We start from the raw sequence: 21,254 nt of genomic DNA on the forward strand, positions 1-21,254 counted from the left end.
ATGAAAATCATCCACACGATCCAAGAACTGCGCGAATGGCGCAAAACCGCCGGCACCGTCGCCTTCGTGCCGACGATGGGCAATCTGCACGCCGGCCACATGGCGCTGGTGCGCGAAGCCCGCGAGCGCGCGCAGTCGGTGGTCGTCAGCATCTTCGTCAACCGCTTGCAGTTCGGTCAGGGCGAGGATTTCGACCGTTATCCGCGCACGCTGAGCCACGACGCGTCGCTGATCGAGCACGAGTGCCCGCACGCCGTGGTGTTCGCGCCGGACGAGAAGGAGCTGTATCCGCACGTGATCCAGCAGTACAAGGTCGAACCGCCGGCGCTGCAGGACGAGCTCTGTGGCGCGTTCCGCCCGGGCCACTTCCGCGGCGTCGCCACCGTGGTGAGCAAGCTGTTCAACATCGTCCAGCCGACCGTGGCCTGTTTCGGCAAGAAGGACTACCAGCAGCTGTTCATCCTGCAGCAGATGGTCGAAGAGCTGAACATGCCCATCGAGGTCGTGCCGGTCGATACCGGCCGCGCCGGCGACGGGCTGGCACTGTCGTCACGCAACAGCTATCTGTCCGAGACCGAGCGCGCCGAAGCGCCGCGGCTGTACCACCACCTGACGCGGATGCGCGATGCGATCGCGTCGGGCGAGCGCGATTTCGCCCGGCTGGCCGAGGAAACCATCGAGGATCTGGTCCGCCACGGCTGGGTCGTCGATTACGTCGAAACCCGCAACGCCAGGACGCTGAAGCCGGCGGTGCACACCGACCATGCGCTGGTGATCCTGCTGGCAGCCCGGATCGGCTCGACACGACTGATCGACAATATCGAAATCCAGTGCTGAGCGTTTGCCGCAGCTGCGGCGAAGCGACGTGTTGAAATGAAAGAAGGCTCCCGCGGGAGCCTTCTTTCTTTGGGTTGCTGCCAAACAGGGAACGATGCCCCTGCTGCCGTTACATGTCTTGGCGGCTGACCGGCTAGGTACGAACGATCGTTGCCGACGCCAGCTCTTGCCCGTCTGGCGCTTGGAACATGCTCTCGGCGAAAGCGAACATCGCCGGCGTGATGGCGACAGCATAGGTCTGGCCTCGCTCGGCATTCCGCTGTTCGACACGCTTTTGGCGCACGGCCTGTTCCGCCGTGACGTAGTGCAATTGGGCCTGGACGTTTTGGCTCGACGCAAAAGCGTACGCGGTGTCTCGCCGGGCCTGGCGGATGAAGCCGAGGTCAAGAATCACCACGCCACCGGCTGACAGGATGTACGAACTTGTTTCGTAGATCATCGATTCGCAGCGATCAACACGATCCGAAAACCATGAAGGGTTCATCGTCTTGAGGTCGACCTCCGGATTCAGGTCGGGTTGAAAGAGCTTGGCCATCCATTGGTCAATGGAAAACACGATACCGTTCGACTGCTCGGCCAATTGGTGCGAATAGCTTGTTTTCCCTGCGCCAACAGGGCCGCATACCAAGTGCAAGCGATGATGATCGTTCATGGTTCCCTCTGATTGCTGGCAGTTGTTCCTGAGATGCGAGCTTGATGTTTCAAGATGACAGGCCGATTTAAACCGGTCCCGGCTGGGCGAAGCATCAGGCCGGGAGCAGACTCGCGGCGGAGTCCCACACCTGAATTTCGACACAGAGCTCGAAATCCGTTTCCCGGTATTTTTCATACGGAACCAGATGGTCGTTGGCAGGCAGACCGAAGCGATCCACCATCTGCTCCAGGTCACCAGGCAGGAAGACCTGGTTGTAGTACGGCTTGTCGGGCCGGCTCACGGTCATGAAGCTGTCCGGGAAGGTGAGCGACGTCGTTGCCGGATCGAGGCAAGACAGGGTGATCCGGATTTCGTGATGCAGTTCGTTGAGCCCCTTGAACCACGGCGACGCACCTAGCGTGAGATAAACCGGATAGTCGCGCGCGGGTTTGCCGCCCCGCTCAATGAACAGCGCCCGCAGCCTGTTTTCGGTGAATTTTCGTCTTTGAATGTATTCACGCCCGAACCACCGACGGTAGCCGGGCATCTCTTTGATGCCGGTTCAACAACTCATGGAAAACCGGATTGTCATCGCTGTCAGGAAGGTCGGAAAGACTTTTGAATGGGCCGTTTTCCGGAAGACAGTAGCGCGATGCAAACAAGGGAATATTCATTGAAGTATTCACCGGCGTCACGACGACTAATCACAGATCTACATCGATTTGCAGGGCAACTTCGGTTTGTGCGAATTGTTGGTGTACGCCGTGTTGTCAGCCAAGAATGTCTTCGCCTCTATAACCCTCTGGCACGCCTTGAACCAGAAATACTTCTCCCTCCGTATGTTCGGTACGCAGAGGGCGAATTGCCTTGTAGGCATCGGATTCGTACCAGCTTTGGGCCAGCGCCATGGAAGGAAACTCAATGACAACCAAATCACCGGACCAAGCACCTTCAAGCGGTTGATAGGGGCCGCCGTGTACACGGTACTTGCCAGAGAAAGGGGCCAACGTGCCGTCAATACGCTGCAAGTACTCCTTGATCTCGTCACCAAACCGGGTTTCACGTATCACGGCAACAGCATAAGCAGGCATTGATTGCTCCAAAAAATGCTTGAACGTATCGGGTGCTCTGACAATTAAGCCGGCAGGCTTGAAAAACCTTTAATTACATCATTAATTGTTTGTGTGTAATGTACGCCAAAAGTATCGCGACCTTTTTTTGCCTGAATTGCCGAGTCATTGCTTTACCGCCTTGCCAGCGCCAGCATCCCGCCAACGGCAAAGAACGCTGTGCCGCAGAAGCGGTTGAAGCTGCGGATCCGGCCGGGACGGTGCAGCCAGGCGGCGAGGCGGGTGCCACCGGCGGCGTAGGCGACCTGCCAGCCGGCCTCGATCACGAAGAAGGTCAGCAGCAACAGCGCCCATTGCGGTCCCTGCGCCAGTCTGGGATCGACGAATTGCGGCAGGAAGGCGGCGGCGAACAGGATGGCCTTGGGGTTCGACAATGCCACGGTCAGCCCGAGCCGGTAGCGGGCCCAGGCCGAATCGCCGCGGATGTTCGGCTCGTCCAGCGCGTCGCCGGCGCGCCAGCACTGGATGCCCAGATAGATCAGGTAGGCGGCGCCGACGAGCTTGAGCAGCAGGAACAGCTTGGCCGAGGCGGCAAGGATGGCCGCAAGGCCGAACGCCGACAGCGTGAACAGCAGGGCCAGGCCGGTCAGCGCGCCGGCCATGGTCGACAGCGTCGGCTGCCAGCCGTAGCGGGTGCCGTGGCTGAGCATCAGCAGCATGTTCGGCCCCGGCGTGCCGGAAATGAAGAACGTCGTTGCGACGAAGGCGAGCCAGAGTTCGAGATGCATGGTGGCGGACACGGGATCGGTGGAAGTGTCCAGCCTAGGCGGCCGGGCCGGAATGCGACAGTAGCAATCCCCCCGACACGCCCCGGTTACAGTCCGGCGCGCAGGCAGCCTGCGCGTCGCTGTCCCGACAGCCGATCCGGCTCAGCTCGCCAGGACCAGCACGCCGTCGGCTTCGACCAGCGCGCCCTTGGGCAGCGCAGCGGCCTGGATGGCGGCGCGGGCCGGGAACGGCGCGCTGAAGTAGTCACCCATGATCTCGTTGAGCTTGGCGAAGTTGGCCAGATCGGTGACGAACACGCCGAGCTTGACGATGTCGGCGAGATCGCCGCCGGCGGCCTGGCAAACGGCGCGTAGGTTCCTGAACACCTGATGGCATTGCGCTTCGAAACCGTCGACCAGCGCGCCGCTCTGCGGGTCGAGGCCGATCTGTCCGGACAGGTAAACGGTATCGCCGACCTTGACGGCCTGCGAGTACGTGCCGACGGCGGCCGGTGCGTGATCGCTGTGGATGATGGTCTTGTTCATGACATTCCCCGGTGGCGTTGATGAGGCGGCCATTGTAGCGACGATTTTGCTCCGGGCGCCGATATCCTGCCGGCCATCGGCCCGGCGCCCATCGATTTGGCATATCCCGCTTGCATGCGGTGGCATGGCGAACTCTAAAGAGGAAAGATGCGCCGTCGGCGCGTCCTTTGACTCATGAAGGAGTACGTCATGCAGACGGTTCTTCGCCACCGGTCCGCCCTCGTCGTTGCGGCGGCCACCCTCGCGCTGCTCGGCGGCTGTGCCAGCGACACCGCCATGAAAGCCGCGATCGACAAGGCCCAGGCCACGGCCGATCAGGCGCTTGCCAAGGCCAATGCCAATGCGACGACCGCGAACAATGCGGCGGCCATGGCGCAACAGGCCAACCAGAAGTCCGACCAGGCCCTGAGCGAAGCCAAGGCTGCCAGGCAGGAGGCTGCGGCCGCGAACGAAAAGGTCGACCGGGCGTTCAAGAAGTCGATGATGAAGTAGGCATCGCAGGCGGGGCCACCCGGTCCCGCCCGGCGGGTCAGCGGATCTCCACCCGCATGCCGACTTCGGCCCATTCGCCGAACGCGGCCAGAGCGTCGTTGTCGAGTGCGATGCAGCCGTCGGTCCAGTTGAAACTGCGGTGGATGTCCATATTCCCCCGCCCGACGCCGTGTATGCCGATCCAGCCGCCGAGGATGGAGTTTTGTGCCGCGCGGGCGCCGGCATCGTTCTGCCCGGTGATCAGGTCGCGGGTCTGCGCCGACATCCGGCCCTCGCGGAACGCCTGCTCGGCTTGCGCGGTCTTAGGGTAGTCCAGCTCGTAAAAGGTGATGAAGCGATGCGATTTGCGAATCGCCCGGATCCGGTAGTCGCCGCGCGGCGTGGTGTTGTCGCCGCGGTAGTGGACATCGGACACGCCGCCGCTGCCGATGGCGACATGGTCGACGGTGACCAGCGGTACGCCCGAGGTCGAATACACGGTCAGCGTCTGGGCGGCCGTGTCGACCAGCGTCCACGGTTCGGCACGGGCGGGCAGCGCGGTGAGCAGCAGTGCGGTCAGGGCAAGGCGGATCAGGGCGGCAGGCATCGTCTCACTCCATGGCGCGCCATTGCAGCAATGGCGGCCGTGCTGGTTTCGACCGTCACCGTCGCGGCGACGTTCCCCTTACCCAAGGATGGCAGCACCGTGGTCGGGGAAGTCAAGGTCGTCGTGCCGACGCCCGACAACACCCTGCTCGATCTGATGCGCCATTTCGACCTCGGCTACGCCGAAATCACCAGCGCCAATCCCAAGGTATCGGTGTGGACACCGAAACCGGGCACCCGGGTGGTGATTCCGACCCGGTTCATCCTGCCACCCAAACCGTGGGAAGGCATCGTCGTCAACATTCCGCAGCGGCGGATGTTCTACTTTCCGCCGGCAAAGAAAGGCCAGCCGGCCCAGGTGATCACCTATCCGATCAGCATCGCCCGCGAAGGCTGGTCGACACCGCTCGGCACCAGCAAGGTTATCGCCAAGTACCGCGATCCGGGCTGGTTCGTGCCCAAGAGCATCCGCGACGAGCATCGCGAGGAAGAGGGCGTCGAGCTGCCCGAGTATTTTCCGCCCGGGCCGGACAATCCGATGGGGATGCTGGCGATGCGAACCGGCTGGCCCGGCATCTACCTGCACGCGACCAACCGGCCGTGGGGGATCGGCATGCGGACCAGCCATGGCTGCATGCATCTGTATCCGGAAGATGCCGCCGAACTGTTTCCGCAACTCAAGGTCGGCACGCCGTTCCGCGTCGTCAACCAGCCGGTGCTGGTCGGCGATGCCGGCGGCCAGGTGTGGATGGCGACCTACGAGGGCGTGGGCGAGTACCCGGATCAGGCGGCGCCGGCGACACTGGCCGCCAGCCTGCTCGATCAGCGCATCATGGACGCGGTACTGTCGGACCGGCCACTGGATCAGGCGCGTGTGCATCAGCTGCTGGCGAAACCGAGTGCGGTACCGCAGGTACTGAACGCCGACAGCCCGTCGCTGGCCGCCGTTCTGGCCGGCATCGCTGCTGAACCCTATGCCTTCGCGCCCTACGGCATCGACGCCAACGACGCTTCGCTGCCCGAGCCGCGCCAGCGCAGCGACGATGCCGCGTCGGTGTCGCCCTGACGCCGGCTCAGCGGCCGAATTCGCCGGCGCGTTCCGGCTGGTAGACGACGTCGAGGATCTTCACGCTGGTGTTGCCGCCGCCGGGCGCCGGCCAGCTGATCTGCTGACCGACCGACAGGCCGAGCAGGGCGCTGCCGACCGGTGCGGTAATCGAGATCTGGTCGGTTTCGCCGCTCAGGTCTTTCGGATAGCACAAGGTCAGCTCGAAAGGCTGGCCCGAACCGGCAATCTCGAAACGGACGCGCGAACGCATCGTCACCACGTCGCCGGGCATGTCCTCCGGCTCGAGCAGGGTTGCCCGGTCGAGTTCGGCGCGCAGGGCCGCAGCCCCCGGAAAGGCACTGGCCGGCAGCGTGTCGATCAGTTCGTACAGGCGATCGGCATCGAGCGACGACACCGTTATCGGAGGTAATGCGGACATGGGAAGGCCTCATCAGGTTGCATGAAATGCATTAGACCGATTTGTCCGGCTTGGTTCCCCGGCGACATGCGGTCCGTGACCGATGTGCGTGTACCGCGCGCGTTCGGGATAGCCGCAGCTGCCGCGACGGCGACCGTTTTGTTAACATCCGAATCGTCGCGGCCTTGGTCGCGGCACCATGCGTCTTCAGGGCGGGGCGGAATTCCCCACCGGCGGTAGGGGCTCGATCGGGCCCGAGCCCGCGAGCGCCTGCGCAAGCAGGGTCAGCAGATCCGGTCCGATGCCGGAGCCGACGGTCACAGTCCGGATGAGAGAAGACCAGGTGCACCCGCATGCCGAAGGGCAGGCGGGTGGCCGTCTCCGACCCGGTTCCGGGTTGGCCCTGAACGCTTTCGCCAATTCTGCGGAGCGTTTCCCCGATGTCCAGGCCTGAATCCAGATTCGACCAGTATTTTTCCTCCACTAATCCCCGGCAACGGCTCGAAGCCGCCGTCATCGCTACCGGCATCGGTCGGCCGGTCGTCTTGCTCGACGACGAAGACCGCGAGAACGAGGCCGACCTGATCATCGCCGCCGAGCGCATCGATGCGGCCGGCATGGCGCAGATGATCCGCGACGGCAGCGGTATCGTCTGCCTGTGCCTGAGCGATGCCGCGCTGACGCGGCTGCAATTGCCACAGATGGTCGCGCGCAACGGCAGCCGCAACAGTACCGCGTTCACGGTGTCGATCGAAGCACGCGACGGCGTGTCGACCGGCGTATCGGCCGTCGACCGGGTGACCACGATCCGCGCGGCGCTGAGCCTCGACCCGGCGCAGCTTGTCAGCCCCGGCCACGTCTTCCCGCTGCGCGGCCGCCCCGGCGGCGTGCTCGAACGCCGCGGCCATACCGAAGGCTCGATCGAGCTGGCGAAACTCGCAGGCCTGGGCGACGCATCGGTGCTGTGCGAGCTGATGAATCCGGACGGCACGATGATGCGCGGTGACACGGTGATCGCCTACGCCGAGCAGCAAGGCTTGCCGGTGCTGACAATTGAAGACCTCGTCTGGTACCGGCAGCAGGCGCGACAGAGCGAGGCGGCGATGGCCGCCTGATGAAAAACGGCACGCCTTGGCGTGCCGTTTGTTTTCCTGGGGTGCAGCCCTGCTAGTCGGGCAAAAAACGCTCGAGCAAGGTATTGAGAAAACGTCGGCCCTGTTCGGTCGGCTTGACGTGCTCGAGGTCGCGTTCGAGCAGGCCTTCGGCACAGGCGCGGTCGATCTCGTGGATCACCTTGGTCAACGGCAGGCCGGTGCGCTCGGTGAACAGGTTCAGTGCGAAACCATCGGTCAGCCGCAGTGCGTTGAGCATGAACTCGAACGGCAGCTGTTCGAGCGTGATCGCGTCCTCGGTCTGCACCGCGCCGCCCTCGTGCATCTTGGCGAGGTAGTCGGCCGGCTGCTTGTAACGCATCTGCCGGATCACCCGGTCGGGGAAGCTGATCTTGGCGTGTGCACCGGCACCGATGCCGAGGTAGTCGCCGAAGCGCCAGTAGTTGAGGTTGTGCCTGGCCTGGCGCTTGGGCTGGGCGAAGGCGCTGGTCTCGTAGTGCTCGAAACCGGCGGCGGCGAGCCGTGCCTCGATCGCGTCCTGCATGTCGGCGGCGAGGTCGTCGTCGGGCACCGCCGGCGGGTAGCGGTGGAACAGCGTGTTCGGTTCCAGCGTCAGGTGGTAGGCGCTGACGTGGGTCGAGCCGGCGGCGATCGCCGTGTCGATGTCCTGCAGTGCCTCGGCCAGCGTCTGCTGCGGCAGCGCGTACATCAGGTCGAGGTTGAAGTTGTCGAAATGGCGGTGGGCGATCTCGATCGCCCGGTGCGCCGCGTCGCGGTCGTGGATGCGGCCGAGCGCCTTGAGCTTGGCATCGTCGAAGCTCTGGATGCCGATCGACAGCCGGTTGATGCCGGCGTCGGCAAAGCCGGCGAACTTGTCGGCTTCGAACGTGCCCGGATTGGCTTCGAGGGTGATTTCGGCATCGGGCAGCAGCTTGACCCGGGCGCGGATCGCCGCGAGCAGCCGGTCCATCGATTCGGCCGAGAACAGGCTCGGCGTGCCGCCGCCCATGAAGATCGACGTGACCGGCCGACCCCACACCAGCGGCAGACAGGATTCGAGGTCGGCGATCAGCGCGTCGACGTATTGCGACTCGAGCGTGGCATCGAGCCGGCCGTCGTCGCCGTTGCCGCCAAACTTGAGGGCGTGCGAGTTGAAGTCGCAGTACGGGCACTTCTTCACGCACCACGGGAAATGGATGTACAGCGCCAGCGGCGGCAGGGCGGTCAGGCCCCAGTTGCTGCGGGTCGTCGGGAGTGAGATCGTCGTCATGTCATTGCCCCGGATACGGCCGGGGCACCGAATACAGATGGATGAGCCGGCGTTGATGCCAGCGATAGTAGTTCACGCCCCGCGGGTGGCTGGGGTCGCCCGGGGTGCCGAGCACGATCAGCAGTTCGCTGTCCGGGCGAAAGATCAATCCGCCTTCCGCGTCGATCCGGTTGGACAGATTGTTGGTCTGAATGTCGCGAAGGGCGTCCGGCAGGTAGACCTGCCCGGTCGTACGGTCGATCAGCGCGGCAGTCTGGCACGCCGAACCGCATCCCCACCAGACCAGTGTCAGTGCGCCGGCGAAGTTTGCGGTGCGGGGGGCTGCCGTCAAACGGCCGCGGAACTGCCATGCCGGGGAACCGGGGGTCAGCACCAGCGTCGCGGGGCTGGAAGCCGGGAGGTGGCGAGCCGGAAAACGACCGGCCCGAGGTGCGTCGCGGTGCCCGAGATCGGCCGGAATGATGGTGTAGGCGTCGATGTCGTCATTGGCGAAGGCGGCCATGGCGATGCAGCCTGCCATTGCCATGACCCACCGGAGTGTCATTCGCGCCCGGCGTACGGGTTGTGCAGGGCATCGACCAGTTTGTGCAGCACATCCTTCATCTGCGCTTCGGAGACTTCCATCAGGATGCCGTCCTCAAGTGCGTCCTGCATCAGCTGGGCGATTTCATCGAGATTCTCGTTCATGACCTTGACCTTTTCGGTGCACGACACGACCGAGCCGTCGTCGCGGTGCCAGATGGCGTAGCGGGCTTCGTTGCTGCACGCGCTCATAGCTGCGTTTCCCTGAGCTTGTCGACCAGCACCCGCAGCGCGCGGCCGCGGTGCGAGATCGCGGCCTTCTCGTCGGCGCTGATTTCGGCGACGGTGCGGTCGTATTGCTGCAGCAGGAACAGCGGGTCGTAGCCGAAGCCGCCGTCACCGCGCGGTGCGTCGATGATCGTGCCGGTGCAGATGCCGTCGGCGATCAGCGGTTGCGGATCCTGTTCGTTGCGTACCAGTACCAGCGCGGCATAGTAGTAGGCGCTGCGGTCGGCGTGGCCGGCCAGCTCGGCCAGCAGCTTTTCGTTGTTGCGGGCGTCCGATTTCGGCTCGCCGGCGTAGCGCGCCGAATACACGCCCGGTGCGCCACCGAGCGCGTGCACGCAGATGCCCGAATCGTCGGCCAGCGCCGGCAGGCCGGTGATGCGGCTGGCGTGGCGTGCCTTGGCCAGCGCGTTCTCGACGAAGGTGCCGAACGGTTCCGGGCATTCGGGGACACCCATCTCGCCCTGCGGCACGATCTCGAGGCCGAGCGGCGCGAGCAGGTGGCGGAATTCGCGGATCTTGCCGGCGTTGTTGCTGGCGAGGACGATTTTTTTCATGGTCATGTCAGTAGGTTTTCTTGGTCAGCGTCAGCAGGTCGTTGTCCCGCTTCATCTGGAAACGGCTCAGCGCGGAGTTGCCGAGCAGGGCGATATCGAGGGTGTCGCCGTTCTGTACCGAGACGTCGACGTCGTAGAGCATTACGTTGCCGACCTGCACCTGCGGCACCTTGGCGATCCAGACGCTGATCTTGCCGTTGGCGGTGCTGGCGGTGCCTTCGCGGCCTTTTCGGTAATCGATCTTCATCTTGTCGGCGACGTTGCTGCTGAGCGAGATGAAGCTCGCGCCGGTGTCGACCACGGCTTTCTGGGCGATGCCGTTGATGCGCAGATCGGTATAGAAATGGCCGCCGCGGTCGGCGGTCAGCGTCAGGCTGCCGCCGCTGTTGTCGCGTCCGCCGCTGACCGTGTAGCCCTCGCCCAGGACCAGGCGCTTCTGTGCACCGCCGGCGTCGATCGTTGCGGCATCACCGTTCAGCGCCAGCAGCCTGATGCTGCCGATGCTCTGGCCGACCGAGACGGTGCGTTGTGCTCCGTCGATGTTCAGGATGGCCTTGTTGCCGAGTACCGCCATCAGCGTGATGTTGGTGGCGAAGGCGGCGGGGGCGAACAGGGCGACGGCGAGAGCGGCGGCAAGCTTCATGCGTGCGAGGGTTCCGGTGATTGCATCTGCGCCAGCGCCGCCTCGATCAGCGGCCAGCCGGCATCCTTGAGCAGTTTGGCGTCGGACAGCGTGCGGCGCCAGCCGCGTGCGCCGCGTTCGCCCTGATACAGGCCGAGCACGTGGCGGGTGAAAAAGCGCAACGGCGTCCCGGCCGCGAGCTCGGCTTCGACGAAAGGCCGCAGCGCGTGCATCGCCGCCTCGCGGCTGGCCGGGCGTGCGTCGTGACCGTAGTAGCGTGCGTCGACCTCGGCGAGCATCCACGGATTGTGATACGCCTCGCGACCGACCATCACGCCGTCGACGTGGCCGAGGTGCCCCGCGATCTCGTCGTGCGTCGTGATGCCGCCGTTGACGAGGATTTCCAGTTGCGGGAAGTCGCGCTTGAGCCGGTAGACGTAGTCGTACTTCAGCGGCGGAATGTCGCGGTTTTCCTTCGGGCTCAGGCCTTTGAGGATGGCGTTGCGGGCATGGACGATGAAGGTCGTCACCCCGGCCGCGGCGTGGACATGGCCGACGAAATCGCGCAGGAATCCGTAATCCTCGACCGCGTCGATGCCGATCCGGTGCTTGACGGTCACATCGATCCCGCAGGCATCGCGCATGGCCTTGAGGCAGTCCGATACCAGTCGCGGTTCGAGCATCAGGCAGGCGCCGAAGCTGCCGGACTGCACGCGCTCGGACGGGCAGCCGACATTGAGGTTGACCTCGTCGTAGCCCCAGTCTTCGGCGATCCTGGCGCATTTGGCCAGATCCGCCGGATCGGAGCCGCCGAGCTGGAGCGCCAGCGGATTCTCGACGTCGTCGAAGCGCAGATGGCGCATCTTGTCGCCGTGCAGGATGGCACCGGTGTTGACCATTTCGGTGTACAGCCAGGCGTCGCGGCTCAGCTCGCGGGCGAAACGCCGGTAAAAGCGGTCGGTCCAGTCGAGCATCGGCGCGATGCTGAAGCGCCGCGACGGCCGTTTCACTGCACCGCTCATGCTGCCAGCGCCGCCTTCTGGGCCGCGATCAGTTCGCGGATGCCGGCGTCGGCCAGGTCGAGCAGTGCGTTCATTTCGTCGCGCGAAAACGGTACGCCCTCGGCCGTGCCCTGGACTTCGATGAACTGGCCGCTGTCGGTCATCACGACGTTCATGTCGGTTTCGCAGTCCGAGTCTTCCGGGTAGTCGAGGTCGAGCACCGGCGTGTCCTGGTAAACGCCGACCGAGATCGCGGCGACATGCTGGCGGATCGGGCTTTGTTCGAGCTTGCCGGCGGCGATCAGGCCGTTGATGGCATCGGTCAGCGCGACGAAGGCGCCGGTGATGCTGGCGGTACGGGTGCCGCCGTCGGCCTGGATCACGTCGCAATCGATGACGATCTGCCGCTCGCCCAGTGCGGCGAGATCGACGACGGCGCGCAGGCTGCGGCCGATCAGGCGCTGGATTTCCTGGGTGCGACCCGATTGCTTGCCGGCGGCGGCTTCGCGCTTCATCCGGCTGCCGGTCGAACGCGGCAGCATGCCGTACTCGGCGGTCACCCAGCCCTGACCCTTGCCGCGCAGGAAGGGCGGCACGTTTTCTTCGACGCTGGCGGTGCACAGCACCTTGGTGTCGCCGAACTCGACCAGCACGCTGCCTTCGGCGTGACGGGTGTAGTGGCGGGTGAGGCGGACGGGGCGCAGCTGCGCGGGGGTACGGCTGGACGGGCGCATGATCATCCTTGGTTCAATCGAATCAAGGGATTATACCGCCGGGGTGGCCGGCAGCCGTGCGAATATTGCCCTGCCGGCCTACTTCGAATACTTGGCGATCGCCGCCTGGATTTCGGCGATGGCGTTTTCGATGTCGTCGTCGGTAAAGGCGCCGCCGTCCTTGGTGGTCAGCGGGTCGACGTGGGTCGCGATCGTGTGCAGGTCGAGCTTCTGCGTCGAGACGAAGGCATCGCCGCTGATTTCCTTCTCGTCGGCGTCATGCCAGTTGATCGCCAGCGCCGACAGGTTGTCGCCGAACTTGCCGCCGCGCAGCTCGGCGCGGTCCATCAGCTGCGGCACGGCGAACAGCACCGGGAAGGCGCCGAGGAAGTGCGCGAGTTCGTCGTCCTCGAGCGAGCCCCACAGTCCGTCCGAACACAGGAGCAGCGTGTCGCCGTCGGACAGCGCGATCTTGCCGCCGAGGTCGATCTCCGGCGGGTAGACGCCGCCGAGACAGGAGTAGATCTTGTTCTTCTCCGGGTGGACGCGTGCTTCTTCCTCGGTGATCTTGCGCTCGTCGAGCAGGCGCCGCACCTTGGAATGGTCTCGCGTCTGCGCCAGCACCTTGCTGCCGCGCAGCAGGTAGAGGCGCGAATCGCCGACGTGGGCCCAGTAGGCGACGCCGTCCTGGACGATGCAGGCGACACAGGTCGTCCGCGGTATCTCGAGCATCTGCTTGCGCGCCGCGTAGTCGTAGATGGCTTCGTGGCAGCGCTGGAAGCTGTCGGCGAGAAACTGCAGCGGGTTGGCCAGCGCCGGCTGCGCCTTCTGCTCGAACTGGTCGGTCAGCAGTTCGACCGCCAGCTGTGCGGCAATCTCGCCGTGCAGGTGGCCGCCCATGCCGTCGGCGACGACCAGCAGCAGCGCGTCACGGCTGTACGAGTAGCCGACGCGGTCCTGATTGCTCTTTCGCGCGCCGCGGCGCGAATCCTGGTAGACGGTGAATTTCATTCGATCCCCCGGTCAGGCTTGATGGTCAGTTTGCGCCAGGCACGCTGGACGGTGCGGATGAGGCCGGGCTTGCGCGCCGGCGGTGATGCGGCATCGATCAGCGCCTTCTGCAGCTGCGGCACGCTTTGCGGCCGCGCGGTCGGATCGAGCAGCAGGCACTGGTGGATCAGGTCGAGCAGTTCGGGCGAGTAGCGGTCGCCGTATGCCACACGCAGGTCGACCAGCTTGTCGGCGCGCGACCGGGCGTCGGCCGGCTGCGGTGCCGTGCCCGCCAGACACGCGAACATCGAGGCGCCGACCCCGTAAATGTCGGTCCACGGCCCGAGCTCGTTCTTCTTGTTGTACTGCTCGGGTGCGGCAAAGCCCGGCGTGTACATCGGCGTGAGCTTGGCGTGTTCCTGCGTCAGCGTCTGCCGCGCCGAGCCGAAATCGAGCAGCACCGGCGAGCCGTCCTTGCGGATATAGATGTTCGCCGGCTTGATGTCGAGGTGCAGCAGCTTGTTCAGGTGGACTTCGCGCAGGCCGTTGAGCAGGTGGAAGAACACGTGGCGGATCAGCTTCTCGTCGACGCCTTCGCGTTCGTGCTTGAGCTGGATTTCCTTTTGCAAGGTGCGCCCGCGCTCGTACTCCATCACCATGTAGACGGTGTCGTTGGCGCGGAAGAAGTTCAGCACCCGGACGATGTTCGGGTGCTGGATGCGCGCCAGCGTCTTGCCTTCCTCGAAGAAGCACTTGAGGCCATGGCGGAACATCGCCAGATTCTCGTCGCTGGTCGCTTCGACGCGCTCGCCTTCGCAGCGCAGCGCGAGTGAATTTGGCAGATACTCCTTGATCGCGACCGGATAATCGTTTTCGTCGTGCGCGAGGTAGACGATACTGAAGCCGCCAGCCGACAAGAGCTTGGCGATCGTATAGTTCTGCAGCTGGTAGCCGCGCGAGAGCGGCTGATTACTCGGTGTCGCCATCCGTGTTTTTATACTGGCATTGCCTGATCGGTCTGCGCCGATTCTGAGTGCCGCCCCGGTGAAAGTAAAGTTGCGTGGCTCACGCTGTTTCTCCGGTGCACCCGCTTGACCACAAGGAGTTCCAATGATTTTCAGCATGACCGGTTATGCCAATGCCCAGCGCGAGCTGGCACTGGGCACGCTCAGCGTCGAAGTGCGCGCGGTCAATCACCGTTTCCTCGATCTGTCGCTGCGGCTCGGCGAAGACCTGCGCGCGTTCGAGGGCACGATTCGCGAGCGCATCGGCGCCGCCCTGTCCCGTGGCAAGGTCGAATGCCGCGCCTATTTCAATGCCCAGGCGGCCGGCTCGGCCAAGCTGCAACTCAACCAGGCGCTGCTTGACGAGCTGTTGCGCGTCAGTGCGGAAGCCGGCGAACGCATCGGCAGCGGCGAGAAACTCAAGCTGGGCGAACTGTTGCGCTGGCCCGGCGTGCTGACGCAGGAAGCGCCGCAGGACGACGCACTCGGCGAGACGCTGACGGCGCTGCTCGACGCGGCGCTGGTCGACTTCAAGGCCAGCCGCGCACGCGAGGGCGAGAAGCTCAAGGACCACCTGCTCGAGCGCATCGCCGGCATGGAAGCCATCGTCGCCGAGGTCAAGCCGCGCATTCCGGCGCTGGTGGCCGACTACGAAGCCCGGCTGACCGCACGTTTCGTCGAGGCGATCGGCACCATCGACGACGACCGGATCCGCCAGGAGATCGTCGTGTTCGCGCAGAAGATCGACGTCGACGAAGAGCTGTCGCGGCTGACCGCGCACTTCTCGGAAATCCGCCGCATCCTGCAAAAGGGCGGGGCGGTCGGCAAGCGGCTCGACTTCCTGATGCAGGAGCTGAACCGCGAAGCCAACACGCTCGGATCGAAGTCGGTATCGGCCGAAACCAGCCGTGCGTCGATCGAACTCAAGGTGCTGATCGAACAGATGCGCGAGCAGATCCAGAACATCGAATAGCCCGCGTCACCGGCCGGCAGCAACGCCGCCGTACGGCGGCGTTTTCGATGCCGCCGGCCTATGCTACGCTGCCTGTAATTTTCTTACGGAATTGAACCGCGATGACCCAGGGCAACATTTTCGTCGTCACCGCGCCGTCGGGCGCCGGCAAGACCACGCTGGTCGCGGCGTTGCTCGCCGCCGACGCCAATGTCCAGCTGTCGATCTCGTTCACCTCGCGCGCACCGCGCGCCGGTGAAGTCGACGGCAAGGATTACCGTTTCGTCGACCGCGCCGCGTTCGAAGCGATGATCGCCGCCGGCGAGCTGCTCGAGTACGCCGAGGTCTACGGCAACTACTACGGCACGTCGCTGGCGTGGATCAACGAGGCACGCCAGTCCGGCCGCGACATCCTGCTCGAGATCGACACGCAGGGCGCCGAACAGGTGCGCAAGCTGTTCCCGGACGCAATCGGCCTGTTCGTGCTGCCGCCGTCGCTCGAGGTGCTCGAACAGCGCCTGAAGAACCGGGGCAAGGACGCCGAGGACGTGATCGCCCGCCGCATGGCCGAGGCCCGCGCCGAAATCGGCCATGCCGCCGAGTTCGATTACCTGATCGTCAACGAGCACATCGACGAAGCGGTGCGCGACATTGTCGGCATCGTCCGCGCCGAGCGGCTGCGCCAGCCGCGCCAGGCAAAGCGGCACGCTGCACTGCTCGCCAGCCTCAAGGGCTGATCGTCCGTCGGGGGCTCTGGTAGAATGGAGCCCATCTATCGCCTTCGCCGGCGATTTCACTGATCTGGAGTAAATGAACATGGCCCGTGTAACCGTTGACGACTGCCTGCCGAACATCGACAACCGCTTCGACCTGACCCTGGCCGCCGCCTACCGCGCCCGCCAGATCGCCAACGGCTCGACCCCGCAGGTCGACAATCCGGGCAAGGACAAGCCGACCGTGCTGGCACTGCGCGAAGTCGCGTCGGGCCTCGTCGGCCGCGACATCCTCAACCGCGGTCGTTCCTGATCGGCAGCGGAGCCGGCCCGGCGTTGCCCGGGCCGCAACCACGATGAAACGGCGGTGTCGCCAGACCGACGACGCAGCCTGCCATAGCGGGCGGGCAAAGGCGGGCACATGCCCGCGATAAGCCCGCACGAACTTCCCGAGCTCGCCACCCAGGCGCCGCACGTTCTCGACGCGGCCAACAGCTTCCTGTCCGACGACACCGGCTACCTGAAGCCGGAAGACCGCGACTTCCTCGCCCGCGCGTTCAAGTTCTCCGAAATCGCCCACCGCGGCCAGTCGCGCCAGTCGGGCGAGCCGTACATCTCGCACCCGCTCGCCGTTGCGACCATCCTCACCGCGTGGCATCTCGATGCGCAGGCGCTCGCCGCCGCGCTGATGCACGACGTGGTCGAAGATACCGGCGTCTCCAAGCTGGAGATCACCGAGAAGTTCGGCCGCCATGTCGCCGATCTGGTCGACGGCATGAGCAAGATCGAGAAGCTCGAGTTCCAGAGCAAGGAAGAGGCGCAGGCCGAGAACTTCCGCAAGATGCTGCTGGCGATGGCGCGCGATTTGCGCGTGATCCTGATCAAGCTGGCCGACCGGTTGCACAACATGCGCACGATGGATGCGATGCGGCCGGACAAGCAGAAGCGCATCGCCCGCGAAACGATGGAAATCTATGCGCCGATCGCCAACCGCATCGGCCTGAACGCGGTCTATCAGGAACTGGACGACCTGTCGTTCAAGTACATGCACCCGCGGCGTTACGCGGTGCTCTCGAAGGCACTGAAGGCAGCGCGCGGCAACCGCCGCGAGGTGGTCGGCAAGATCCTCGACGCGGTGCGGGCGCAACTGATGGGCGCCGGTCTCGACGCCACGGTGTCGGGTCGCGAGAAGAACCTCTTCAGCATCTACCGCAAGATGCAGGAGAAGTCGCTGTCGTTCTCGGAAGTGCTCGACATCTACGCCTTCCGCGTCATCGTCAAGGACGTGCCGACCTGCTATCTGGCACTCGGCGCGCTGCACGGGCTGTTCAAGCCCATTGCCGGCAAGTTCAAGGACTACATCGCGATCCCGAAGTCCAACGGCTACCAGAGCCTGCACACGACGCTGTTCGGGCCGTATGGGACACCGATCGAGATCCAGATCCGCACGGCCGAAATGCACCGGATCGCCGATGCCGGCGTGGCCAGTCACTGGATGTACAAGAGCGGCGACGAGTCGTTCTCGGACGTGCAGCAGAAGACCCACCAGTGGCTGCAGAGCCTGCTGGAGCTGCAGTCCGAATCCGGCGATGCGGTCGAGTTTCTCGAACACATCAAGGTCGACCTGTTCCCCGATCAGGTCTACGTGTTCACGCCCAAAGGCAAGATCCTGTCGATGCCCGCCGGTGCGACCTGCGTCGACTTTGCCTACGCGGTGCACTCGGACATCGGCGACCGCTGTATCGCGGCCAAGATCAACCACGAGCTGGTGCCGCTGCGCGCCAAACTCAAGAACGGCGATCAGGTCGAAATCGTGACTGCCGCGCACGCCAAGCCGAATCCGAGCTGGCTGACCTTCGTTACCACCGGCAAGGCGCGCAGCCACATCCGCCATTTCCTCAAGAGCATGCGTTTCGAGGAATCGGTGACGCTGGGCGAACGCCTGCTGGAACAGGGGTTTTCGACGCTGCACCAGGCGCCGGTCGAGCTCGACGACGACGTCTGGGATCGCTACGTCAAGGAAAACGGCGCCCGCGACAAGGACGAAATCCTCGCCGACATCGGTCTGGGCAAACGGCTGGCCGTGGTCGTCGTCAAGCGCCTGCTGCAGCTCGCCGGGCTGTGGCGCGACGAAGGTGGCGGCGCGCGCCGGACCGCGGCGATGACGATCCGCGGGACGGAGGGCATGGCGGTGCAGTTCGGCCGCTGCTGCAATCCGATTCCGGGCGACCCCATCCTTGGCATCGTCAAGAAGGACCAGGGGCTGGTCATCCACACCCATGACTGTCCGCTGCTGGCCAAGGGTCACGTCGACGCCGAGAAGCTGATCGACGTCGAATGGGATCCGCTGGTCGAACGCTTCTTCGACGTACCGGTGCGGGTGCTCGCCGACAACCAGCGTGGTGTGCTCGGGCAGATCGCCACCGCGATCGGCGACGCCGAGGCCAATATCGGCGCGGTGACGACGCAGGAAGCCGAGGGCGAGCGCTACATCCAGGTCCAGTTCACGCTGCAGGTGCACGACCGGGTGCATCTGGCCAAGGTGATGCGTCGCTTGCGCCAGCTGCCGGTGATCTACCGGCTGCAGCGGGTACGCGCCTGAGCGGCATCAAAGTCCGACGCTTCGCGCGTGCTAAAATCGGCGCCATTCGCAATCCTGCCAAGGCCGCGTCGTGATCCAGCTATCCATCAATGGCGAAGCCAAAGCCTTCGCCGCGCCGCTGACCGTTTCCGGACTGATTGCCACGCTCGAGCTGACCGGCAAGCGTGTCGCGATCGAACGCAACGGTGAAATCGTGCCGCGCAGCCTGCACGCCCAGACGCAGCTTGCGGACGGTGACGTGCTGGAGATGGTGGTTGCCGTCGGTGGTGGCTGAGCAATGATTGCGCGCAGCTGGCATGGCGTCGTTCCGGCGCTGCATGGCGATGCGTTTGCCGCCTACCTGCAGCAGACCGGGGTCGCCGGGAGCACGGCTTTGAACGGCAACCTGGGCGCCTTCGTGCAGCGGGTCGAGCAGGACGGCTACACGCATTTCTTCCTGCTGACCTACTGGACCGACTGGGCCGCCATTCATGATTTCGCAGGCCCGCAGCCGCACATTGCCGTTACGTATCCCGAGGGCGCACGTTTCGGCCTGATTTCCGATCCCATCGTTGTCCACCAGCAGGTGGACGCGGTGACGCCGTGGCTGACTGCCGCCGCGGCCTCCTGAATCGCTACTTCGCTTCAAAAGGGAACAGCATGTCTGACGTTTTCCAGATCGCCGGCAAAACCTACAACTCGCGCCTGCTGGTCGGCACCGGCAAGTACAAGGATTTTGCCGAGACGCGCGCGGCGATCGATGCCTCGGGGGCCGAGATCGTCACCGTGGCGATCCGCCGGGTCAACATCGGCCAGAATGCCGGCGAACCCAGCCTGCTGGACTACCTGCCGCCGTCCGAGTTCACCTACCTGCCCAACACCGCCGGCTGCTATTCGGCCGACGACGCGATCCGCACCCTGCGGCTGGCGCGCGAGCTGCTCGACGACCACAAGCTGGTCAAGCTCGAAGTGCTCGGTGATCCGAACACGCTGTACCCGAACGTGCGCGAAACGCTCAAGGCGGCCGAAGTGCTGGTGAAGGAAGGCTTCGACGTCATGGTCTACACCTCGGACGATCCGATCGTCGCCCGCGAACTCGAGCAGATCGGCTGCTGCGCGATCATGCCGCTGGCGTCGCTGATCGGCTCGGGCATGGGGATTCTGAACCCGTGGAACCTGCGGCTGATCATCGAACAATCGAAGGTACCGGTGCTGGTCGACGCCGGTGTCGGCACGGCGTCCGATGCGACCGTCGGCATGGAGCTGGGCTGCGACGGTGTGCTGATGAATACCGCGATCGCCGCCGCGAAGGATCCGGTGCGGATGGCATACGCGATGAAGCTGGCGGTCGAGGCTGGTCGCGAAGCCTTCCTGGCCGGCCGGATGCCGAAGAAGCTCTACAGCGCCGACCCGTCGAGCCCGCTGTTCGGCATGATCGGCAGCAAGTAAGCCGGTTTGCGCAATCACAAGGCGGTCGACGACCGCCTTTTTCATCTCCAGGAGTCACGCATGACCACGGTCCGCCATGCCAGCCTCGATGATCTCGATGTGCTGGTGCCCTTGTTCGATGCCTACCGGCAGTTCTACAAGCAGGCGAGCGACGTCGATGGCGTGCGTGACTATCTGGGCGAGCGGCTGGCCTTGCGCGAGTCGGTGTTGCTGCTGGCCGAAAATGCTGGCCGGGCCGTCGGCTTCGTCCAGCTGTTTCCGTTGTTTTCCTCGGTCGGCATGCGCCGGGTCTGGCTGCTCAACGACCTGTTCGTGACCGACTCGGCACGCGGGCAGGGTGTGGCGCGGGCGCTGATGGGCACGGCGCGGGGCCACGCGCAGGCGACCGGCGCGGCCAGCCTGCGGCTCTCGACCGCGCATGCCAATCATGCGGCACAAGCGCTGTACGAATCGCTCGGTTACCAGCGTGATACCGAGTTTCAGGGCTACGCGCTGAAGCTGTAGCAACCCGCTGACTTTGGTCCTACACTCTGGCGCTTTTTGAACGGGAGCGGACGATGGGGATTCCAGCCGAGTGGAACGGTGCGGCACACGACGTGATCGTGCGCTATGCCAGCCTCGACGATCTTGACGCGCTTGCGCCGCTGTTCGACGCGTATCGCGTGTTCTACAAACAGCCGAGCGACCCTGTGCTCGCACGGGCTTTTCTGGCCGAACGCCTTGGCCTGCGGGAGTCGGTGCTGCTGCTCGCCGAACGGGACGGCAGTGCGTGCGGCTTCATCCAGCTTTATCCCTACTTCAGCTCGATTGCCGCAACGCGGACGTGGAGCCTGATGGATCTCTACGTGGCCGAAACGGCACGCGGCGGCGGTGTGGCGCGCCTGTTGATGGCCAAGGCGGCCGAGCATGCCCGGGCGACCGGCGCATCCCACCTCGAATTGTCGACGGCGCACAGCAACAGCCGCGCACAGGCGCTGTACGAGTCGCTCGGCTACACGCTCGATACCGTCTACCGCTATTACAGTCTGGCGCTGTAAGGCATCCCGCGGGGGCGGTCGCGACGCTATAATCGCGCATCGTTGAAAA

29 protein-coding genes and 1 riboswitch are annotated in these 21,254 nt (G+C 64.7%); of the genes, 13 read left to right on the plus strand and 16 right to left on the minus strand.

The genetic code is table 11. From position 1 onward, the window contains the following. A complete protein-coding gene (gene panC, locus IE097_RS15310; RefSeq protein WP_189461724.1) occupies nt 1-837 on the plus strand; it encodes a pantoate--beta-alanine ligase in 837 nt (278 codons plus the stop codon). 133 nt (nt 838-970) lie between these two features. On the opposite strand, the gene IE097_RS15315 is transcribed toward panC, so the two are convergent. From IE097_RS15315 to IE097_RS15335, 5 genes are all read right to left on the minus strand, one after another. Next, entirely contained in the window at nt 971-1,489 is a 519-nt protein-coding gene (locus IE097_RS15315; RefSeq protein ID WP_189461725.1) for a P-loop nucleotide/nucleoside kinase family protein, read from the minus strand. A gap of 94 nt (nt 1,490-1,583) precedes the next feature. Further along, entirely contained in the window at nt 1,584-2,018 is a 435-nt protein-coding gene (locus IE097_RS15320; protein ID WP_189461726.1) for a hypothetical protein, read from the minus strand. Between the two features lie 223 nt (nt 2,019-2,241). Beyond that, a complete protein-coding gene (locus tag IE097_RS15325; RefSeq protein ID WP_189461727.1) occupies nt 2,242-2,562 on the minus strand; it encodes a DUF1330 domain-containing protein in 321 nt (106 codons plus the stop codon). A gap of 152 nt (nt 2,563-2,714) precedes the next feature. Beyond that, nucleotides 2,715-3,329, minus strand: a complete 615-nt coding sequence (locus IE097_RS15330) for a LysE family translocator (protein ID WP_189461804.1) — start codon at nt 3,327-3,329, stop codon at nt 2,715-2,717. Nucleotides 3,330-3,470: 141 nt separating this feature from the next. Next, nucleotides 3,471-3,854, minus strand: coding sequence for a Rid family detoxifying hydrolase (locus tag IE097_RS15335; RefSeq protein WP_189461728.1), 384 nt, complete (start codon nt 3,852-3,854; stop codon nt 3,471-3,473). A 189-nt stretch (nt 3,855-4,043) separates the two neighbouring features. Here IE097_RS15335 and IE097_RS15340 point away from each other — a divergent pair, with 189 nt between their 5' ends. Continuing rightward, the gene (locus tag IE097_RS15340; protein WP_189461729.1) at nt 4,044-4,346 is read left to right on the plus strand and encodes an Lpp/OprI family alanine-zipper lipoprotein; all 303 of its coding nucleotides are present in this window, start codon (nt 4,044-4,046) and stop codon (nt 4,344-4,346) included. 37 nt (nt 4,347-4,383) lie between these two features. Here the strand turns inward: IE097_RS15340 and IE097_RS15345 are convergent, their stop codons facing one another. Then, complete coding sequence (locus tag IE097_RS15345; RefSeq protein ID WP_189461730.1) at nt 4,384-4,932, minus strand: L,D-transpeptidase family protein; 549 nt, start codon at nt 4,930-4,932, stop codon at nt 4,384-4,386. A 30-nt stretch (nt 4,933-4,962) separates the two neighbouring features. Here IE097_RS15345 and IE097_RS15350 point away from each other — a divergent pair, with 30 nt between their 5' ends. Continuing rightward, nucleotides 4,963-5,997 carry a L,D-transpeptidase family protein gene (locus IE097_RS15350; RefSeq protein ID WP_189461731.1) on the plus strand — a complete coding sequence of 345 codons (1,035 nt, stop codon included), beginning with the start codon at nt 4,963-4,965 and terminating at the stop codon, nt 5,995-5,997. Nucleotides 5,998-6,004: 7 nt separating this feature from the next. Here IE097_RS15350 and rnk read toward each other — a convergent pair whose 3' ends face one another. Next, nucleotides 6,005-6,418: a nucleoside diphosphate kinase regulator gene (gene rnk / locus IE097_RS15355; RefSeq protein WP_189461732.1), complete on the minus strand. Its 414-nt coding sequence runs from the start codon at nt 6,416-6,418 to the stop codon at nt 6,005-6,007. A 178-nt stretch (nt 6,419-6,596) separates the two neighbouring features. Continuing rightward, a riboswitch (FMN riboswitch) is annotated at nt 6,597-6,741 on the plus strand. A gap of 96 nt (nt 6,742-6,837) precedes the next feature. Between rnk and ribB the strand changes: the two genes are divergently transcribed. Beyond that, nucleotides 6,838-7,512, plus strand: coding sequence for a 3,4-dihydroxy-2-butanone-4-phosphate synthase (gene ribB, locus IE097_RS15360; protein WP_189461733.1), 675 nt, complete (start codon nt 6,838-6,840; stop codon nt 7,510-7,512). Nucleotides 7,513-7,564: 52 nt separating this feature from the next. Here the strand turns inward: ribB and hemW are convergent, their stop codons facing one another. The 9 genes from hemW to IE097_RS15405 all read right to left on the minus strand — a co-directional run bounded on the left by hemW (nt 7,565) and on the right by IE097_RS15405 (nt 14,455). Further along, nucleotides 7,565-8,779, minus strand: coding sequence for a radical SAM family heme chaperone HemW (gene hemW / locus IE097_RS15365; protein ID WP_189461734.1), 1,215 nt, complete (start codon nt 8,777-8,779; stop codon nt 7,565-7,567). 1 nt (nt 8,780) lies between these two features. Beyond that, on the minus strand, nt 8,781-9,281 hold the full coding sequence (locus IE097_RS15370; RefSeq protein ID WP_189461735.1) for a hypothetical protein: 501 nt from the start codon (nt 9,279-9,281) through the stop codon (nt 8,781-8,783). 38 nt (nt 9,282-9,319) lie between these two features. Beyond that, nucleotides 9,320-9,553, minus strand: coding sequence for a hypothetical protein (locus IE097_RS15375; protein ID WP_189461736.1), 234 nt, complete (start codon nt 9,551-9,553; stop codon nt 9,320-9,322). Then, entirely contained in the window at nt 9,550-10,143 is a 594-nt protein-coding gene (gene rdgB, locus IE097_RS15380; protein ID WP_373295751.1) for an RdgB/HAM1 family non-canonical purine NTP pyrophosphatase, read from the minus strand. Before rdgB ends, IE097_RS15375 begins: the two co-directional genes overlap by 4 nt. A gap of 7 nt (nt 10,144-10,150) precedes the next feature. Then, a complete protein-coding gene (locus IE097_RS15385) occupies nt 10,151-10,786 on the minus strand; it encodes a retropepsin-like aspartic protease family protein (protein ID WP_189461738.1) in 636 nt (211 codons plus the stop codon). Further along, nucleotides 10,783-11,787, minus strand: a complete 1,005-nt coding sequence (gene dusA, locus IE097_RS15390) for a tRNA dihydrouridine(20/20a) synthase DusA (RefSeq protein WP_189461739.1) — start codon at nt 11,785-11,787, stop codon at nt 10,783-10,785. The genes IE097_RS15385 and dusA overlap by 4 nt, the downstream gene beginning before the upstream one ends. Continuing rightward, complete coding sequence (rph, locus tag IE097_RS15395) at nt 11,784-12,500, minus strand: ribonuclease PH (protein WP_189461740.1); 717 nt, start codon at nt 12,498-12,500, stop codon at nt 11,784-11,786. The genes dusA and rph overlap by 4 nt, the downstream gene beginning before the upstream one ends. A gap of 78 nt (nt 12,501-12,578) precedes the next feature. Next, nucleotides 12,579-13,490: a PP2C family protein-serine/threonine phosphatase gene (locus tag IE097_RS15400; RefSeq protein ID WP_189461741.1), complete on the minus strand. Its 912-nt coding sequence runs from the start codon at nt 13,488-13,490 to the stop codon at nt 12,579-12,581. Then, complete coding sequence (locus tag IE097_RS15405) at nt 13,487-14,455, minus strand: serine/threonine protein kinase (RefSeq protein ID WP_189461742.1); 969 nt, start codon at nt 14,453-14,455, stop codon at nt 13,487-13,489. Before IE097_RS15405 ends, IE097_RS15400 begins: the two co-directional genes overlap by 4 nt. Before the next feature lie 124 nt (nt 14,456-14,579). Between IE097_RS15405 and IE097_RS15410 the strand changes: the two genes are divergently transcribed. From IE097_RS15410 to IE097_RS15450, 9 genes are all read left to right on the plus strand, one after another. Then, complete coding sequence (locus IE097_RS15410; RefSeq protein ID WP_189461743.1) at nt 14,580-15,446, plus strand: YicC/YloC family endoribonuclease; 867 nt, start codon at nt 14,580-14,582, stop codon at nt 15,444-15,446. Between the two features lie 101 nt (nt 15,447-15,547). Further along, entirely contained in the window at nt 15,548-16,162 is a 615-nt protein-coding gene (gene gmk, locus IE097_RS15415) for a guanylate kinase (RefSeq protein ID WP_189461744.1), read from the plus strand. 79 nt (nt 16,163-16,241) lie between these two features. Beyond that, nucleotides 16,242-16,451 (plus strand): DNA-directed RNA polymerase subunit omega, encoded by a 210-nt coding sequence (gene rpoZ, locus IE097_RS15420; protein WP_189461745.1) that lies wholly within the window; start codon nt 16,242-16,244, stop codon nt 16,449-16,451. 108 nt (nt 16,452-16,559) lie between these two features. Next, complete coding sequence (locus tag IE097_RS15425; RefSeq protein ID WP_189461746.1) at nt 16,560-18,740, plus strand: RelA/SpoT family protein; 2,181 nt, start codon at nt 16,560-16,562, stop codon at nt 18,738-18,740. Nucleotides 18,741-18,810: 70 nt separating this feature from the next. Beyond that, nucleotides 18,811-19,014, plus strand: a complete 204-nt coding sequence (gene thiS, locus IE097_RS15430) for a sulfur carrier protein ThiS (protein WP_189461747.1) — start codon at nt 18,811-18,813, stop codon at nt 19,012-19,014. Between the two features lie 3 nt (nt 19,015-19,017). Then, nucleotides 19,018-19,350: a hypothetical protein gene (locus IE097_RS15435; RefSeq protein ID WP_189461748.1), complete on the plus strand. Its 333-nt coding sequence runs from the start codon at nt 19,018-19,020 to the stop codon at nt 19,348-19,350. 29 nt (nt 19,351-19,379) lie between these two features. Further along, nucleotides 19,380-20,168 (plus strand): thiazole synthase, encoded by a 789-nt coding sequence (locus IE097_RS15440; protein WP_189461749.1) that lies wholly within the window; start codon nt 19,380-19,382, stop codon nt 20,166-20,168. Nucleotides 20,169-20,228: 60 nt separating this feature from the next. Further along, nucleotides 20,229-20,672: a GNAT family N-acetyltransferase gene (locus tag IE097_RS15445; RefSeq protein ID WP_189461750.1), complete on the plus strand. Its 444-nt coding sequence runs from the start codon at nt 20,229-20,231 to the stop codon at nt 20,670-20,672. A 53-nt stretch (nt 20,673-20,725) separates the two neighbouring features. After that, nucleotides 20,726-21,205, plus strand: coding sequence for a GNAT family N-acetyltransferase (locus IE097_RS15450; RefSeq protein ID WP_189461751.1), 480 nt, complete (start codon nt 20,726-20,728; stop codon nt 21,203-21,205). The last annotated feature ends 49 nt before the right edge of the window (nt 21,206-21,254 follow it).

Source organism: Jeongeupia chitinilytica, assembly GCF_014652315.1.
GTDB lineage: Bacteria > Pseudomonadota > Gammaproteobacteria > Burkholderiales > Chitinibacteraceae > Jeongeupia > Jeongeupia chitinilytica.